This window comes from Agarivorans albus (assembly GCF_019670105.1).
Lineage (GTDB): Bacteria > Pseudomonadota > Gammaproteobacteria > Enterobacterales > Celerinatantimonadaceae > Agarivorans > Agarivorans albus.
Window position 1 is genome coordinate 4,191,611 of record NZ_AP023032.1, and the last position, 15,870, is coordinate 4,207,480.

Annotated in this window: 11 protein-coding genes and 1 pseudogene; 5 read left to right on the top strand and 7 right to left on the bottom strand. The window is 45.9% G+C overall.

All coding sequences use genetic code 11. From position 1 onward, the window contains the following. The first annotated feature begins 57 nt into the window (after window positions 1-57). The 4 genes and pseudogenes from ppc (at window position 58) to K5620_RS19040 (ending at window position 5,867) form a co-directional block, all read left to right on the top strand. Entirely contained in the window at window positions 58-2,697 is a 2,640-nt protein-coding gene (gene ppc / locus K5620_RS19025; protein WP_246612301.1) for a phosphoenolpyruvate carboxylase, read from the top strand. A gap of 130 nt (window positions 2,698-2,827) precedes the next feature. After that, window positions 2,828-4,081 carry a hypothetical protein gene (locus tag K5620_RS19030; RefSeq protein WP_016403481.1) on the top strand — a complete coding sequence of 418 codons (1,254 nt, stop codon included), beginning with the start codon at window positions 2,828-2,830 and terminating at the stop codon, window positions 4,079-4,081. 388 nt (window positions 4,082-4,469) lie between these two features. Next, window positions 4,470-4,979 (top strand): hypothetical protein, encoded by a 510-nt coding sequence (locus K5620_RS19035; RefSeq protein WP_215426480.1) that lies wholly within the window; start codon window positions 4,470-4,472, stop codon window positions 4,977-4,979. A 458-nt stretch (window positions 4,980-5,437) separates the two neighbouring features. Then, window positions 5,438-5,867 (top strand): annotated as a pseudogene (locus K5620_RS19040) (GNAT family N-acetyltransferase). A gap of 152 nt (window positions 5,868-6,019) precedes the next feature. On the opposite strand, the gene metF reads toward K5620_RS19040, so the two are convergent. The 4 genes from metF to K5620_RS19060 all read right to left on the bottom strand — a co-directional run bounded on the left by metF (window position 6,020) and on the right by K5620_RS19060 (window position 11,279). Next, the gene (gene metF / locus K5620_RS19045) at window positions 6,020-6,922 is read right to left on the bottom strand and encodes a methylenetetrahydrofolate reductase (RefSeq protein ID WP_016403477.1); all 903 of its coding nucleotides are present in this window, start codon (window positions 6,920-6,922) and stop codon (window positions 6,020-6,022) included. Window positions 6,923-7,108: 186 nt separating this feature from the next. Continuing rightward, on the bottom strand, window positions 7,109-7,588 hold the full coding sequence (gene greB, locus K5620_RS19050) for a transcription elongation factor GreB (RefSeq protein ID WP_016403476.1): 480 nt from the start codon (window positions 7,586-7,588) through the stop codon (window positions 7,109-7,111). A 66-nt stretch (window positions 7,589-7,654) separates the two neighbouring features. Next, the gene (locus K5620_RS19055) at window positions 7,655-8,680 is read right to left on the bottom strand and encodes a substrate-binding domain-containing protein (RefSeq protein ID WP_016403475.1); all 1,026 of its coding nucleotides are present in this window, start codon (window positions 8,678-8,680) and stop codon (window positions 7,655-7,657) included. Window positions 8,681-8,951: 271 nt separating this feature from the next. Continuing rightward, window positions 8,952-11,279: a glycoside hydrolase family 9 protein gene (locus K5620_RS19060; RefSeq protein WP_016403474.1), complete on the bottom strand. Its 2,328-nt coding sequence runs from the start codon at window positions 11,277-11,279 to the stop codon at window positions 8,952-8,954. A gap of 277 nt (window positions 11,280-11,556) precedes the next feature. Here K5620_RS19060 and K5620_RS19065 point away from each other — a divergent pair, with 277 nt between their 5' ends. After that, window positions 11,557-13,848: a Tex family protein gene (locus K5620_RS19065; RefSeq protein ID WP_040307583.1), complete on the top strand. Its 2,292-nt coding sequence runs from the start codon at window positions 11,557-11,559 to the stop codon at window positions 13,846-13,848. A gap of 19 nt (window positions 13,849-13,867) precedes the next feature. On the opposite strand, the gene K5620_RS19070 is transcribed toward K5620_RS19065, so the two are convergent. The 3 genes from K5620_RS19070 to bioH all read right to left on the bottom strand — a co-directional run bounded on the left by K5620_RS19070 (window position 13,868) and on the right by bioH (window position 15,864). After that, complete coding sequence (locus tag K5620_RS19070; protein WP_016403472.1) at window positions 13,868-14,788, bottom strand: putative metalloprotease CJM1_0395 family protein; 921 nt, start codon at window positions 14,786-14,788, stop codon at window positions 13,868-13,870. Between the two features lies 1 nt (window position 14,789). Next, on the bottom strand, window positions 14,790-15,023 hold the full coding sequence (locus K5620_RS19075) for a hypothetical protein (RefSeq protein ID WP_016403471.1): 234 nt from the start codon (window positions 15,021-15,023) through the stop codon (window positions 14,790-14,792). A gap of 67 nt (window positions 15,024-15,090) precedes the next feature. After that, window positions 15,091-15,864 (bottom strand): pimeloyl-ACP methyl ester esterase BioH, encoded by a 774-nt coding sequence (bioH, locus tag K5620_RS19080; protein WP_016403470.1) that lies wholly within the window; start codon window positions 15,862-15,864, stop codon window positions 15,091-15,093. Between the last annotated feature and the right edge of the window lie 6 nt (window positions 15,865-15,870).

Consider the following 15,870-nt stretch of genomic DNA (forward strand, 5'->3'; position numbering starts at 1 on the left):
GATTTAGTAAAAAAATTTCAATAATCGCTAGCAAACGCAAACAGTGAAGGAAAGACAATGAGCCAGAATATGCCTCAGGAGATTAACGCCTCGTTACGAGGAAATGTGAGTCTACTCGGACAACTACTTGGTAACACGATCAAGAGCCATATGGGAGAAGCGTTTCTAGAGAAAGTAGAAACCATACGCCAGCTAGCTAAGGCCTCACGTAATAACGATGATGAGGCGCGCGAGCAGTTATTGGAGCTATTGCGTAACCTAAGTGATGACGAGCTATTGCCGGTAACCCGCGCCTTTAGCCAATTCCTAAACTTGGCAAATATCGCCGAGCAATTCCACACCATTTCACGTAACTGCGAAGGCAGTACCTGTGCCCAAGATCCTATCGACCAAGTTTTCAATAAACTAAAGCAAGAAAACTTAAGTGAAGCAGAGATCCACCATGCAGTGGCACAGCTAAATATCGAGCTGGTACTTACCGCGCACCCAACCGAGGTGACCCGTCGTACCCTAATCAACAAACACGTTGCCATTAATAACTGTTTAGATTGGTTAGAACTCGACTTACCAGATCAAGAGCGCAGCCAACTACTTAGCCGCTTAGAGCAGCTAATCAACCAAGCATGGCATACCGACGAAATTCGCCAGCAGCGCCCTACTCCAGTAGATGAAGCTAAATGGGGTTTTGCGGTAATTGAAAACTCGCTATGGCAAGCTGTGCCAGACTTTGTGCGCCAGTTAGACAAAAAACTTGGCCAGCACTTCGATATGCGCATGGCCTTAGATGCAGCGCCAGTAGTGTTCTCATCTTGGATGGGCGGCGATCGTGACGGCAACCCATTTGTTACTTCTAAAGTAACCGAAGAAGTATTGTTGTCTAGCCGCTGGGTAGCGGTAGACCTTTACTTAAAAGAAATTCAAACCTTGGTTAGCGAATTGTCGATGAGCGATGCTAACGAAGCGCTGCTTGAGCAAACTGGTGATCAAAACGAACCTTACCGCGCCTTATTAAAAGTATTGCGCAGCGAGCTACAAGAAACTCACGACTACCTTACAGCCAAGCTAAAAGGCCAGTACACCGAAGCGCGCGATATTATCACCAATACCGAGCAGCTACGTGAGCCACTAGAGCTTTGTTACTACTCGCTACAAGATTGTGGCATGGGCATCATCGCCGACGGCACCTTGCTAGATCTGCTGCGTCGTATTGCTTGTTTTGGCATCAACTTACTACGTTTGGATATTCGCCAAGACAGTGGCCGCCACGAAGAAGTGTTCTCAGAAATCACTCGTTACTTAGGCATGGGTGACTATGCACATTGGAACGAAACCGATAAGCAGCACTTCTTACTGCAAGAGTTAAACTCTAAACGCCCGCTGTTCCCACGTGATTGGGAGCCAAGTGAATCGGTACAAGAAGTACTAGACACTTGCGCCATTATCGCCAAGCAAGAGCGCGAAGCATTAGGCATTTACATTATTTCTATGGCGAGCGAGCCTTCAGATGTATTAGCCGTGCAACTGCTACTGCAAGAAGCAGGTTGTCCGTTCCGCTTGCCGGTTGCGCCTTTGTTCGAAACCCTAGACGATTTGAACAATGCACCAGCTACCATGAGCAAACTGCTATCAGTAGATTGGTACCGCGGTTACATCTCTGGCCAACAACATGTGATGATTGGCTACTCAGATTCAGCTAAAGATGCCGGTGTATTAGCGGCATCGTGGGCGCAGTACCGTGCTCAAGAAGCGCTGGTATCTATCTGTGAAGGCCATCAAATCAGCTTAACCTTGTTCCACGGTCGTGGCGGTACAATTGGTCGTGGTGGTGCGCCAGCTCACGCAGCCTTGTTATCACAACCCCCAGGCTCACTAAAAGGTGGCTTACGGGTAACTGAGCAGGGCGAAATGATCCGCTTTAAGTTCGGCCTACCTAAAGTTGCCATGGATAGCCTAAACCTCTACGCCAGCGCAGTATTAGAAGCGAACTTGATTCCGCCAATGGAGCCAAAAGACGAATGGCGCGAAGTGATGGACCAAATTGCCGAAACTTCATGTGATGCCTACCGCGGCATTGTTTGGGGTGAAGAAGAGTTTGTACCTTACTTCCGCTCAGCAACTCCAGAGCGCGAGCTAGCTAAACTGCCATTGGGCAGCCGCCCAGCCAAGCGTCGCTCAGACGGTGGTGTAGAAAGCTTACGTGCTATCCCATGGATTTTCTCATGGAGCCAAAACCGCCTATTGCTGCCAGCTTGGTTAGGTAGTGGTGCGGCATTCGAAGGTTTAATTAAAGAAGGTAAAAGCGAGCTGCTAACTGAAATGCGCGCGTGGCCATTCTTCGATAACCGCTTAGCAATGCTAGAAATGGTATTTATGAAAGCCGATACTTGGCTATCAAAAATCTACGACGAGCGCTTGGTTGAGCCAGAATTACAGGAGCTAGGTGAAAAACTTCGGGTTAAGTTAGAAGGCGCTAAAGCGGCCATTGTTTCGCTAGCACCAGACAACAAGCTATTGGCTAATCAAGCCTGGGTGGTTGAATCACTTAATCTGCGTAACCCTTACATCGATCCTTTGCATGTATTACAGGTTGAGCTGCTAAATCGTTCTCGCGCTAACGAAGAACTTTGCCCAGTAGTTGATCAAGCCTTAATGGTAAGCATTGCCGGTATCGCTGCGGGTATGCGTAACACCGGTTAAATACCCGCTTATTTAACCGTAGCAACCCCGCTTTATGCGGGGTTGTTTGTTCTTAGGCTAAGCTAATAGCCTTTACAGGGTACTTTTGCTGCTTGGCAGCGTTGGCTCATTGATAGCTAGGATGTCTTCAATGCAACAATACAAAGGGTGGTTATTTCTTGCCTCGCTGCTGCTTTACTTACTGTATGCCTTTGGCGTAATTGGCATTGGTTTAGCCACCGCAGTAACCTGGGCTGCCGCCTTGCTGTATTTACCTCAACTTAGCAAAGCTATTCGCATTCAGGCGGGTTGTTTGTTAAGCATTGGCATCGTATTGCTATTAATTGCAGCCAAGCAAAATACCTTGCTAAGTGCCTCCGACATACTCTCAATAAACCTTCCCTTGCTGGCGATGTTTAGCGCGGTATCTTTTCTCGCCTTAGCCAATCCAGAGAATCAACAAGACCCTTTACCTATTGGCAAACGCAGCATTGCCTCAACCGCCCTAGGCATGAACCTGCTGGGTGCGGTCATCAATCTATCGATTGTATTCATTGTCGGCGACCGCTTGGCCAAGCAGCAAGCTTTAACTAACGCCCAACAAAAAGTATTAATGCGCTGCTTTTGTGCCGCTGCCTGGTGGTCTCCGTTTTTTATTGCCACTGCGGTATCCATTACTTACGCCCCCGGTATGCAATGGCTAGATGTGCTGCTACCGGGCGCTTTAATGGCACTGATTGCTTTGGCCTTTACCACTGCCGAAGTATCACTAAGAGAGAAAGACAGTTTTGCTGGTTACCCCTTGCGTCGAGAAAGCTTAACCATTCCCTTTGTGCTCGCCACCAGCGTGATTGCATTGCATTTCGCCTTCCCCGATTTCAGCATTATTTTGATGATTACCTGCCTAGCACCGATTGCAGCCTTAAGCTTTGCCAAAGGGAACTCAAAAGTGCTCATTGCCAGAAACTTTGTTAGCCATCGCTTATCTAATGTTGGCAGCCAGTACGTGCTGTTTTTAGCTGCAGGGGTATTCTCGGCGGGTATTAAAGCCTTATTGCTGGCCTACCCAGAAACCTTAAGCCTGCACAACGTAAGCTTTAACCATCAAACCTTTGCAATAGTGTTAGCTATGATGATCGTGGCCTGCATGTTTGGTATTCATCCAGTTATTAGTATTTCTTTAGCCAGCCCTTTGTTATTGCCGCTTAATCCAGAACCTAGTCAGCTTGGTTTTCTATTCTTAAGTTCTTGGGCAATATCCACCGGCAGTAGCCCGCTATCTGGCGTAGGCCTAACCATGATTGGCCGCTACCAATTCACCACCAGCCAAATACTTAAAAACAACTGGTACTACGCCCTAATCATGTGGCTGATATGCTCTGGGGTCAATGCGCTGTTGATGTAGCATGTGCTAGTAGGAAACATATGAGGGAATAAATAAATGATTGAAGAAACTGAAAATTCAACCGTCTATAAGTTACGCCAATTATAAATTCGGCTCTATAGAGTTAAAAAACTAGAATCAGAACACTAGCAATTCTACCTATTTCATAATTAGTTTGCTTCGCGATAAGTAACTATTAGTTTGGTGTTACTATTGCTGTGATTTGAATAGCGAAAACAGATACTCCCCCCCAACTGCCAATTAAAAGTGTTACCAACACTAGAAAATTAACTCTATTTTATTGAATTGATTTATTTTTATAGTGACCATCACTTAAACTAGCTTTTCGAAGGTACTACTTTTCTTCGACTAATTGCTATTCATAATTGTTGATAACGGACTATCTCATATGACGCGTATTATTTTTTTCTCGTTTATTACTCTACTTACCAGTTGTGCGAGTAATCAATCACCATTTGATACAACGGATGGGCAATTGCTGAATTCCGAGACAGCAGTTTTCTCGGCAATTAATGAACGCCATTTAGGACAGGTTTCCAGTGCAGAAATTGTAAGCGTTGATGGGGAACTGACCAAAGGTAATGGTGGACCAATGTGGGTACGAGTGAGCCCTAAAAGTCATAGTTTCGAAATTAAGGCAAAATGGGACGAGTATAGCGGGTTCGACCAAGCTTCCAATTGGAGTGGGCATACTGAAGCTACAGTGATGGTAAATATACCAGAAATGAAAGCTCGGCATGTCTACTTAGCCAAATATAAAATAACTAAAACTAAGATTTACGTTACATTTGAAGATCTAGGTAAAGACCCTTACTTTGGGTTTAAACTATCTTCCTTTGGAAAGCGAAATGGCAGCAACGCAACATTTTACCCTGTAAGCTTTGAGGATGAGGAGTAACGAGTAGTAAATCAATCAATTTACTCTGTTTGTTAATTTAGCTTTGTCAGAATCAATCACAAGAATCTTATCGATAGTGGCCTTTTAAATGCAGGGGCCACTTTGATAATAGATTTTTGATAAACTGATTACTTTTTATTTTGGCTAAAAATACTGCGATTTTAACCATACAAACTTCATCTCCCATTTCTCTGCTGAATCAATCTGTTAGGTGTTAATGCGGCTAAATTTAAGAAAGATCAACATGTAGAAAACATCACAAGCAACACCAACCCGTTACGCTAGACCAGTTACCCCTTTAAACGTTCATTGATTTTACTTACTTCGTGGCAAGTTAGTACCTCAGCGTAAACACCGAGCAAATCGCCTTAGGATGTTTGTAGATTTAAATACACCTTAGAACTAAAATCCACGCTCGCGGCTGCACATGAATTTCAGTCAATTTTAGAGAGAACACTATGATTGTGAAAAATGTGCTTCCTAAAAACTATGCAGAAATGCTTATGGTTTGGGAAAACTCAGTCCGAGCAACACATGACTTTATAACAGAAGAAGATATTGAGTTCTTAAACCCATTATCATTGAGCAGGCTTTTTCCGCTGTTACCTTAAGATGTATAAACAATGAGAGTGGTTCAATTTTGGGTTTTGTGGGTAGCCACGATTCAAAGGTTGAAATGCTGTTCATCTTAAATGAAGCGAGAGGGCGAGGTGTTAGTAAAGCGCTACTGCAATATGCTATTGAGCACTTAGGCGCTACGAAAGCAGACGTAAATGAACAAAAACCGCAAGCAGTTGGTTTTACCAACATATGGGATTTAAGGTCATTTCACGTTCGCCACTTGATGATATGGGCAAACCTTTTCCAATTCTGCGCATGACGCTTTAAAGCTCGGTTTGTCGTAACTAATTTTGCTATAAGAAACGCCCAAAGCTAATAACTTTGGGCGTTTCCGTATCTACTCCACAATATTGGCCACCAACTGCGGATACAACAAAGCCCAGGTTACTAGGCTTTTTATTACTTATTGATTTTGACTACTAAGCAGGCACTGCTTCCGCTGGGCGAACACCTAAAGTGTGGCAAATAGCGTAAGATAACTCCGAGCGGTTAAGCGTATAAAAGTGAAAGTCTTTCACTCCTTCGCGCGATAATACTTTGACCATTTCAATCGCTACACTGGCGCCTACTAGGTTTCGAGTAGTTTGGTCATTCTCTAAGCCAGCAAACTGATTGTGTAGCCATTTTGGCACTTTTACATTGGCAAAAGAGGCAAACTTTTTCAGGGTATTGTAGTTAGATACTGGCAAAATACCGGGTACGATTTCCCCTTCAATGCCTATGGCCGCACAGCGGTCGCGAAAGCGCAGATAGCTTTCTACATCGAAAAAGAACTGGGTAATGGCGCGGTTGGCACCGGCATCCATTTTACGCTTTAAGGCCAGTAAATCGGCTTGGGCACTTTTTGCTTCTGGGTGAATCTCTGGGTAAGCCGCTACCGAGATATCAAAATCAGCTTCTTCTTTTAACAAAGCCACCAAATCGCTGGCGTACATTTGCGGCTTGGCAGAGCCTTCTGGCAAATCACCTCGCAATGCCACAATGTCTTTAATACCACTGTTCCAGTAATCGCGGGCAATTTGGCGCAGCTCATCGGGCGTTGAGTCGATGCAGGTTAAATGCGGTGCAGCTGCTAAGCCTGTGCGGTCTTTAATCGCTTTAATCACCTTGTGAGTGCGGTCTCGAGTGCCCGAGTTTGCGCCATAGGTTACTGATACAAACTTAGGCTTTAAGGTTTGCAAACGCTCGATAGACGACCACAAAGTTTGCTCCATGGTCTCGGTGGTTGGCGGGAAGAACTCAAAGGACACGTTAATATCGCGGTTAAGCTCACTTAAGCTTTGATTGAGTGTTTCGATTTGTTGCGCGTTGTGAAATCCCATTGACCTTCTCCGTTAAAGACACTTAGACGTCTATACCGCTAGATACTAAAGAGAAGATTATTTAAGTCAACGCTATTCATCTTAAACATAGCTTTAGATGAATTATTTTCAACATGGGGGTTTTAGCCGCTAACTGCTGGTTAAATATGCATTAAGACAAATAGTTAGCTAACAGAATTAGCTCCGCTAGTCGAAAGGAGTGTATTGAATAAGATTAATCCACCACTCTTTAGTGCCAGAGGGCGTTTTTACAAACACATCATCGTCTACTTGCTTACCGATAAGCGCTCGTGCCATGGGTGAGTCGATAGTTATGTAACCCAGCTTTGGGTCTATTTCATCGGTGCCAACAATGCGGTAGCGCACGATATCGCCTTCATCATTTTCCAGCTCGACCCATGCGCCAAAAAATACTTTGCCGTTTTGTTGAGGGTGATGGTCAACAATTTCTAGGGCATCTAAGCGTTTGGTTAAGAACCTTAGTCGAGAATCGATGCGGCGAAGCTCTCGCTTACCTTCTTTGTATTCCGCGTTTTCTGAGCGGTCACCCAGTGCTGCGGCTTCGGATACTGCTTGAGTTACTTGAGGGCGTTTAACCTTCCACAAGTACTTTAATTCTTCATCGAGTTTATGCCAGCCTGGGCGAGTGATTAAATTGGTTTTCATAGCTATGTAGTTAAGTCTGCCTAAGCCGATTATAAACGACTTAGGCAGTAAACTCGCAAGCTTTAACTAGAGGATATGTGCTTGGGTGGTTTCTCGTTTCACCAGTTCAACCGGAGGAATACGGAAGTTGTTGCTCGCACCACCATTTAGCATGTCTAAAATGGTTAAGGCGGCAGCATAACCGGTATCAAATATGGGTTGACGCACTGTAGTTAGCGGCGGAATGAAAAACGCCGAGCCAGGCACATCATCAAATCCAATCACCGAAACCCGCTCTGGCACTGGTCGCTTGGCTTTATATAAAGCCAACATTGCACCATGTGCGGTTAAATCATTAGAAGCAAAAATAGCACTAAACTGACGCTTGTTGGTTAACAAACGCTGCACCGCATCAAAACCGCCTTGTTCGGTAAAGTCGCCCTGCTCAACCAGTTGCAGCTTCACAGGCAAACCTGCATGCTCCATAGCTTGGCAATAACCTTCATAACGTTGCTGAGCGTCGGGATGCCCCTCGGCACCTTTAATATGCACAATCTCGCGGTGGCCCAGTTGAATAAGATGATTGGTGGCCATGTAAGCGCCCACTGAGTTTTCAATTTTTATCGAACGTAAGCGGGCTGCTTCTAACTCACGGCCTAAAGCAACGATGGGTCTTTTCTTTGAAAACTCGACCACCTGTTCGTCACTCAAACCGCCAGTTACGATGATAATTCCATCCACCGAGCGCGATAACAACAGTTGCATCGACTCCATTTCTTCTTCGCTATTCCAGTGCCCCGTTACAATAATATGTGAGTAACCTTGAGCCAGCAGAACTTCTTCAATTCCATTTAAAATAGATGAATAAAACGGGCTGTCTGGGTCTTGCACCAATACACCAATTGTCATGGTGCGGCTGCTAGCACTGGCTCCGGTTTGCTGGCCAGGTTTATAGCCAAGCTCAATCATTGCAGCTTGAATTTGCTTACGTTTTGCATCAGACACATAAGTGGTTTGATTCATAAACCGAGATACAGTGCTAGGTGAAACCCCAGCCAACGCAGCGACATCATAAACAGTTGAGCGTTGCTCTAATTTATTTTTATCTTTCACATTGATTCTCTGACAACTAACACTAGTTCGCATTATATCTCTCCCGGTGTTGCTAAATAGTGATAGCGACCTAGAAAGATATAACTCCCTGTCTCACTATAACCGTCTACTTAGCCAAGAACTTGTTTTCAATGATATTGAGCGTTAGAACGCCGTGACAGATCACATAATCTGCTGGTGCTTACACCCAAGTATCAGTAATTACTTAATTTTTGAAGCAATAAAGGCCGACATAATGTCGGCCTAAAATACTTAATTGTTATGGGTTTACTTACTTGAGACGGTGTTCATCCAACACTGTAGTCACCCATACCAAAGGTGCATTCCAGTTGATGGTAATTTCGTTCAAGGTCCACGCACCAATTTCATCGGCAAAACAAGTTTGGCCAACACAGCCGCCCTTCATACCTGCCGCAACTGGGTCGCTAAAGCTGATTGAATTTGGTCCACCCGATAATGCGCCTGGTGCCGGTTTTGGAGAATTAGCATCAGCTTGATGCGCCCAAAAACGGTGGTGCGGATTTTTAAGCGGGTTGCTGCCGTAACCAGTAATGTATGACTGGTCAAGCGGGTTACGCCCTAAGATGTAATCCATGGCATGTATCAAAGCTTGCATGTACTTACTATCGCCGCTGTAATCACTTGCATAGGTAAGGAAAATACCGCGATTCACTAAGTTTGAGTTAGACCCCCAAGGATACTGCTCTGCGCTGTATGGAATGTGGTAGCCCTCTTTTGTCATTAATGAGCTGTATGCATCGGCCGTAGCAACAATCTTGGCACGCGCTTTATCACGAGTTGCTTGATCTAACTTGCTAGGAACAAGAGCCAGGCTCAAGGTGCCTGCCGAGCTTAAATCTTGCCAGAACAAATCACCTTTGGCCGTTTCGTCGCCCACTGGCGCCGCTAAGAATGCAGGAGATGCTTTAGCTGCTTCTAAGTACTTAGATTCACCTGTAGTAATAAACAGCTCTGCCGCTGCCCAATAAAACTCATCAGCTAGTTCTAGATCCCCGTAAGGGCCAGAGCCGGTGAAGTTATCGTAAGCGTATACTTCTGGGCGTTTATTGGCCGCTTGCCAAGCACGGTTTGCTGCAGTTAAACACTGAGCAGAGAAATCTGCATCAATATCTTTCCAAATACGCGCACACTGGGCTGCGGTTGCAGCTAGGTTTAAGGTTGCTGCTGTACTTGATTGGCCAACATGGCGCTTTTGAGTATCTTTATGCGGCGGTAATGGCATACCGGTCCACTTTTCATCGGCTACCTTATGGAACGCCATACCAGAGGCGTCAATTTCGGTTAGCTTAAGGGAACGAATGTTTTCTTGTTGGTTACCCAAAGGCACCGATACTTTGCTACCTTCTGGGATTTGCATGGCCAACATGAATTCCATATTCCAGCGCGCTTCATCCAATAAATCGTTAACACCATTACCCGCTTCTGGCATCGGTTGCTTGCCATCGGCAAACGGTTCGCTAGCGCCTTCAATAAACTGCGAGCGCTCGTACAGGTTCATTAAGGTCCAGGTACTAATGCCGCCGTTTACCACATACTTACCGTGGTCGCCCGCGTCATACCAACCGCCGGTGAGGTCCATGTCAAAATCACAACCTGGCCACTTGTTGCCTTTGTCGTCGGTTTTGTTAAAGCAGCTCACTACATCTGGCACATGCCCTGCTGGGCGCGCCAAGTTTGGACGTTGTACAAACTCTGGCTTAATCTCGATACCGCTTCGGTTCTGGTAGAAGTAAGCTAAGGCATCATGTTTCAGCTCACTGTAAATATCGTCGGCGATTTTGAAAGGATGGCTAGTTTGACCATCCACATCTAACACCAAGTTTTCATGCTTGGTGGTTAAAGCAGAAAAATCCGCTTGATGCACTGTTTCGCCAGATGCAGCATTCACCCCAAATATTTTGGTTTTACCGGTAAGCAGGTGATTGCCTTCGGCATCTTTCACTCGCCAAACGCGAGGCTGTTGTTCTTCGCTGCGAATCACCGCAATTTTTTCTGATTTAGGATAGAAGCCAATCTGATTTAAACGAATATTAGGAATTTTGTTTACGATTACGAATGACTTACCTTTCACCGAGATATCGCTAAAACACAGTACCGCTTCTTTTTGGGCTCCTAGCTGGAACTGAAACTCGGTTTTAGCATCACTCTTTTGATCTTGAGTGAACTTGAAGCTAAAGGCTTTTGGCTCAGTACCAATCTCTAATACTTGATTAAAGTATTGCGTATAAGGCGCACCATTATGCTGAATAAGTGCAGTAAAGGCCGTGTCTTTGTTGGCGCGCGCCACAAAGTCGATAGCATAGTCTTGGCCTTCTTCTAAACCAAATCCGCGCTGGCCTAAAATTACATCCCATGGGTTAGAGCCGGCACGTTTAATGTCCATACAGGCTTCGCCGTCTTTTGCTACTAACTCGGCACCGCTTGACCACCAGCCGGTGGTTCCATTGCTAAAATCAGTATTACTAAGCATTTCATCGCTAGCCGCTAGTGCTGGGGCACTGATTAAACTAGCCAATACAATACTTTGGCTAATACGGCTTAAACTAAAATTGATAAAAGTCTTGTCGCTCGCGCTCATTTCGCTCTCCTTGAACTGAGGCATTAAAATCTAACTTCACTCTAATTCAGCAAGTCGGTTTTGTTGATGGGCTTAGCTCACATAACTATGACCAAGAGCCTGCAACAAAACGTATCTATGAAGTGCTTATGAAAAATTTGTCACGCTGTGAAATAGTTTTCACGCTATTAAGATTCTACATATTAACTTTTCTGCTTGATGCCAGTTAATAAGCGAATAAGATAGAGGGCACTTTCTTTTGCTGCAGCAAGCAGCGCCTCTAAAATTACATAAGTCCATGCAAAATTTAGAACAACAAATTGCTTCAGATATCAACGCACAAGCTCAACAAGTGAGTGCCGCCATTAAGCTTCTTGATGAAGGTTCAACGGTTCCTTTTATTGCCCGCTACCGTAAAGAAGTTACCGGCGGATTAGATGACGGGCAATTACGCTTGTTAGAGCAACGCTTAATTTATTTGCGAGAGATGCAGCAACGTCGCAGCGCCATTCTTAAATCTATTGCCGAACAAGACAAACTTACTCCGCAATTAGAACAAGCCATTAATGCAGCAAGCAGTAAAACAGAACTAGAGGATCTCTATCTTCCTTACAAACCCAAACGCCGCACTAAAGGACAAATAGCCATTGAAGCTGGCATAGAGCCTTTAGCAGAGCTTTTGTTAAGCCAGCCAGATACCAGCCCAGAAAGCTTAGCCGAAGATTTTATTAATAACGAAGCAGGTTTTGCCGACAGCAAAGCGGCATTAGATGGTGCCAAGTTCATACTGATGGAGCGCTTTGCCGTACAAGCCCCGCTGCTAGCTAAGCTTCGTTTATTCTTACAACAAAATGCCGCGGTAAAGGCAGAGGTTATCGATGGTCAGCAACAAAATGGTCAGAAATTCCAAGACTATTTTGACTACCACGAAGCCATAGGAAAAATACCTTCTCACCGCGCTTTAGCCATATTGCGAGGGCGCAATGAAGGCATACTCAACCTAAGCGTAGAAGTTGAGCAAGAGGATGGGCTAAACCACCCTGCCGAGCAAATGATCCGCGACTATTTTGCTTTAGCCCCTAAAGGGCATGCTAGCGACCGTTGGATAGCGACCGTGGTGCAATGGACCTGGCGAGTAAAACTGAAACTACAACTGGAAACAGAATTGCTCAATCAGCTACGTGAACGTGGCGAAGACGAAGCAATTAGTGTGTTTTCGCGTAACTTAAATGATTTATTGATGGCAGCCCCTGCAGGGCCTAAAGCCACCTTAGGTCTAGATCCAGGCTTGCGTACTGGGGTTAAAGTAGCGGTGGTTGACGCTACCGGTAAATTGGTTGCCTACGACACCATTTATCCTCACGCGCCACGAAACCAATGGCAAGACTCGCTAAAGACGCTGGCGGGTTTAGTGACTAAACACCAAGTTAAGTTGATTAGTGTGGGTAACGGCACCGCCTCGCGTGAAACCGATAAACTGGCCGCGGATCTCATTGGCATGTTGCCACCGCAAGGTTTGCAAAAAGTGATGGTGAGTGAAGCAGGGGCCTCGGTGTATTCCGCCTCTGAGTTAGCAGCGCAAGAGTTTCCAGAGTTGGATGTGTCGATTCGCGGTGCAGTATCGATTGCTCGCCGCTTACAAGATCCCTTAGCCGAGTTAGTGAAAATTGAGCCCAAAGCAATTGGTGTTGGCCAATACCAACACGATGTGAGCCAAAGCAAACTATCACAACAATTAGACAGCGTAGTTGAAGACTGTGTAAATGCCGTAGGTGTAGATGTAAATATGGCTTCGGCACCACTGCTAAGTTTTGTGGCAGGTTTAAACACCACCATAGCGCAAAACATTGTGGCCTACCGCGACGAGCACGGCGCGTTTAAGTCACGCGCAGCAATTAAAAAAGTGGCTCGTTTAGGGCCTAAAGCCTTTGAACAAGCCGCGGGTTTTTTACGGATTAACCAAGCGAAAAATGCTTTAGATGGTTCGGCGGTTCACCCCGAGGCTTATCCCGTAGTACAGGCCATTGCTGAGCATAGCCAGTGTGAAGTTAGCCAGTTGATTGCCAACGGTGAGCGCTTAAACAAACTCGACCCGAAACAGTTTATTAGCGACAAATTTGGTCTACCCACTGTAACCGACATTATTGATGAGCTTAAAAAACCTGGTCGCGATCCTCGCCCTGAGTTTGCAACCGCCACCTTTAAAGAGGGTGTAAACACCATTAGCGATCTAAAGCCAGCCATGCTGTTAGAGGGCGTTGTGACCAACGTAACTAACTTTGGTGCCTTTGTTGATGTTGGCGTGCATCAAGACGGTTTGGTACATATCTCCTGCTTAGCCAATCACTTTGTGAAAGATCCTCATCAAGTGGTTAAAGCCGGCGATATTGTTAAGGTAAAAGTGCTGGAAGTAGAAGTACAACGTAAACGCATTGCCCTTAGCATGCGCTTAGATGAAGACGTCCGTTCTAATCAATCTACAAACAAAACAAAACCAACACCCAATAAGCCTCATTCGGCCAAAAAGCCGCAAGCTAGTGCGCCGATTAATAGTGCCTTTGCAGATGCTTTTGCTAAAGCGAAGAAATAAATTTAAGCAGAGAAATAGATTAAGCTTGTAAGCTTAGTTGAGATTGCGGCTTAAAAGCCGCTGCACTGCTATAGCGCTGTTCAATGGTTTGATTACGCTGCGCCATTTGCTGTGCGATATCTGGATAGCGTTGTTGCAAAGCTTGAGCATTTTGCTGCTCTCGCGCTTGCTGTGTAGGTTCAAATTCGGCACCTTCGACAGCAATGGTGCCAAAGGCTGAAGGTTGTTCGTCTGATGCCAGCAAACCTGGCGGTTGCGCATGATTAAGTTCGCGTTGTGCTTCGGCTGCTTTTTGTTGAGCCTGAGCTGCCACTTGCCGATCTTGCGAGGAAGGCTCTGCGGGTGCTAGCGCCGCCCGTTGCACCTGCTCCATTTTAGCAATGGTAGCTTGTGGGTCGTCGGGGATTTCACTCACATCGATAGACACTTCACCGCCTACCGCATATTGCTTTCCATCTGGGCCACGTTCAAACTCAAAAGAGGCGGCACTGGCGTATTGCCCACCAACCGCTTGGTGTTGCGCTTCATGGGTGCGTACTTCTTGGTCGCGCGCACTTAGCTCATCAACTTTCTTCTGCTCGCTTTCGCTAAGCTCATTTTGGCCTTTTTGTCTGGCACTGGGTTGCTCAGAACCGGACTGGTCTTGGCTGCCTTTTTGCTCGTCTTGTTTACCCTGCTGCTCGCCTTGTTGCTCGCGACCTTGCTGCGCTTCACGCTCGTTTATTTTAGCTTGCTGCTGTTCTTGAACTTGTGGGTATTGAGCCGTACTTTGCGGCTTGCTGCGATCTTTCTCAGCGCCGACCTCTGGCTCTTTAGCAAAACTAGCGACTTCTTTGGGTTGAGCTATCACCTGACGCAACTGATTGTCGCGACGGGCGGAATCCGTAGGCGGAGTTAAGGTATTGGGGAAAACATTAGGCAAGCTAACATTGATATTCATACTAGGCCTCTACATCCAGTAAAGTGCCTAACATTTTAGATTCGGTTTGTATCACCTTTGCGCCAGCTTTAGCATAAAGCTCAGCTTGGCTAAGGCTCACCATGGCATCAACCACTTCGTTTTGCTGTGGTTCACGTTTTGCCGCTACTTCAGCAAGGGTTTGAGCACTTTCGCTAACTTGCTGATTTGCGTTAGCAATAATTTGAAAACCGCTACTTGCCGCGCCAATTTGCATATGCCCTCCGCTTAGTTAGTTGCTGCCTCGATCATAGTTAGCCCTAATTCTAGCAAATTGCTCACTTTTACACCACTATACTGCGCGCAAAGCTGAGTACTTTTTCGGCAAATAGCTGCTTCTCAGAGATGAATGGTGCATGCGAAGAACTAGCAAACAGGTATTGAGTAGCCTCGGGATGAAGCTCGGCATGTTGCTGCATAGCGGCCTTTGGCACCAACGCATCACTACGACCATATAGCTGTAACCAAGGCATTGAGATCTGCGCTAACTCATCACGTAAATCTTGGCTTTGCAATAGCGCTAAGCCCTGTTCTAAGGCGCTAAGCTGGGGTAGTGGTCGGCTTGCTAGTAGCTCTCGCAGCTGCTTGATATCTTGCTTAGCTTGATCGCTTCCCATGGCTTGGATGGCCAAAAATTGCTGTAAGGTTTTCTTAAAATCTTGCTGTAAACCACTGGCAAAACCATCGAGCACTTTTGCTTGAATTCCCGGCCACTCGGATTTAGCGATAAAGTGGGCCGAGCTGGCCACAGTAATTAGACCCGCAACCTGCTGTGGCTGGTGAATAGCTGCATACTTTGCCACTAAACCACCTAAAGACCAACCTAGCCAAATGGCCCGCTCCGGCACCTGAGCACTAATGGCTTGCACCATACCATCTAAGCTAAGCGGCTCAATGGCAGGAGAGTGACCAAAACCGGGTAAGTCCACTAGATATACGCTGAAATGCTCGGCTAATAGCTCGGTAACAGGCTGCCATACAGCGCCATTTAAGCCCCAACCATGAATAAGAATGAGCGCAGGGCCTGAGCCATGACGTTCAAAATGCAATTTGCTCATCTACAC

Coding starts and splice junctions, on each gene's coding strand:
- K5620_RS19075 (WP_016403471.1), bottom strand. CDS start 15,023: ATGCAAATTGGCGCGGCAAGTAGCGGTTTTCAAATTATTGCTAACGCA.
- metF (WP_016403477.1), bottom strand. CDS start 6,922: ATGGGATTTCACAACGCGCAACAAATCGAAACACTCAATCAAAGCTTA.
- K5620_RS19030 (WP_016403481.1), top strand. CDS start 2,828: ATGCAACAATACAAAGGGTGGTTATTTCTTGCCTCGCTGCTGCTTTAC.
- bioH (WP_016403470.1), bottom strand. CDS start 15,864: ATGAGCAAATTGCATTTTGAACGTCATGGCTCAGGCCCTGCGCTCATT.
- K5620_RS19070 (WP_016403472.1), bottom strand. CDS start 14,788: ATGAATATCAATGTTAGCTTGCCTAATGTTTTCCCCAATACCTTAACT.
- K5620_RS19065 (WP_040307583.1), top strand. CDS start 11,557: ATGCAAAATTTAGAACAACAAATTGCTTCAGATATCAACGCACAAGCT.
- K5620_RS19035 (WP_215426480.1), top strand. CDS start 4,470: ATGACGCGTATTATTTTTTTCTCGTTTATTACTCTACTTACCAGTTGT.
- K5620_RS19060 (WP_016403474.1), bottom strand. CDS start 11,279: ATGAGCGCGAGCGACAAGACTTTTATCAATTTTAGTTTAAGCCGTATT.
- greB (WP_016403476.1), bottom strand. CDS start 7,588: ATGAAAACCAATTTAATCACTCGCCCAGGCTGGCATAAACTCGATGAA.
- ppc (WP_246612301.1), top strand. CDS start 58: ATGAGCCAGAATATGCCTCAGGAGATTAACGCCTCGTTACGAGGAAAT.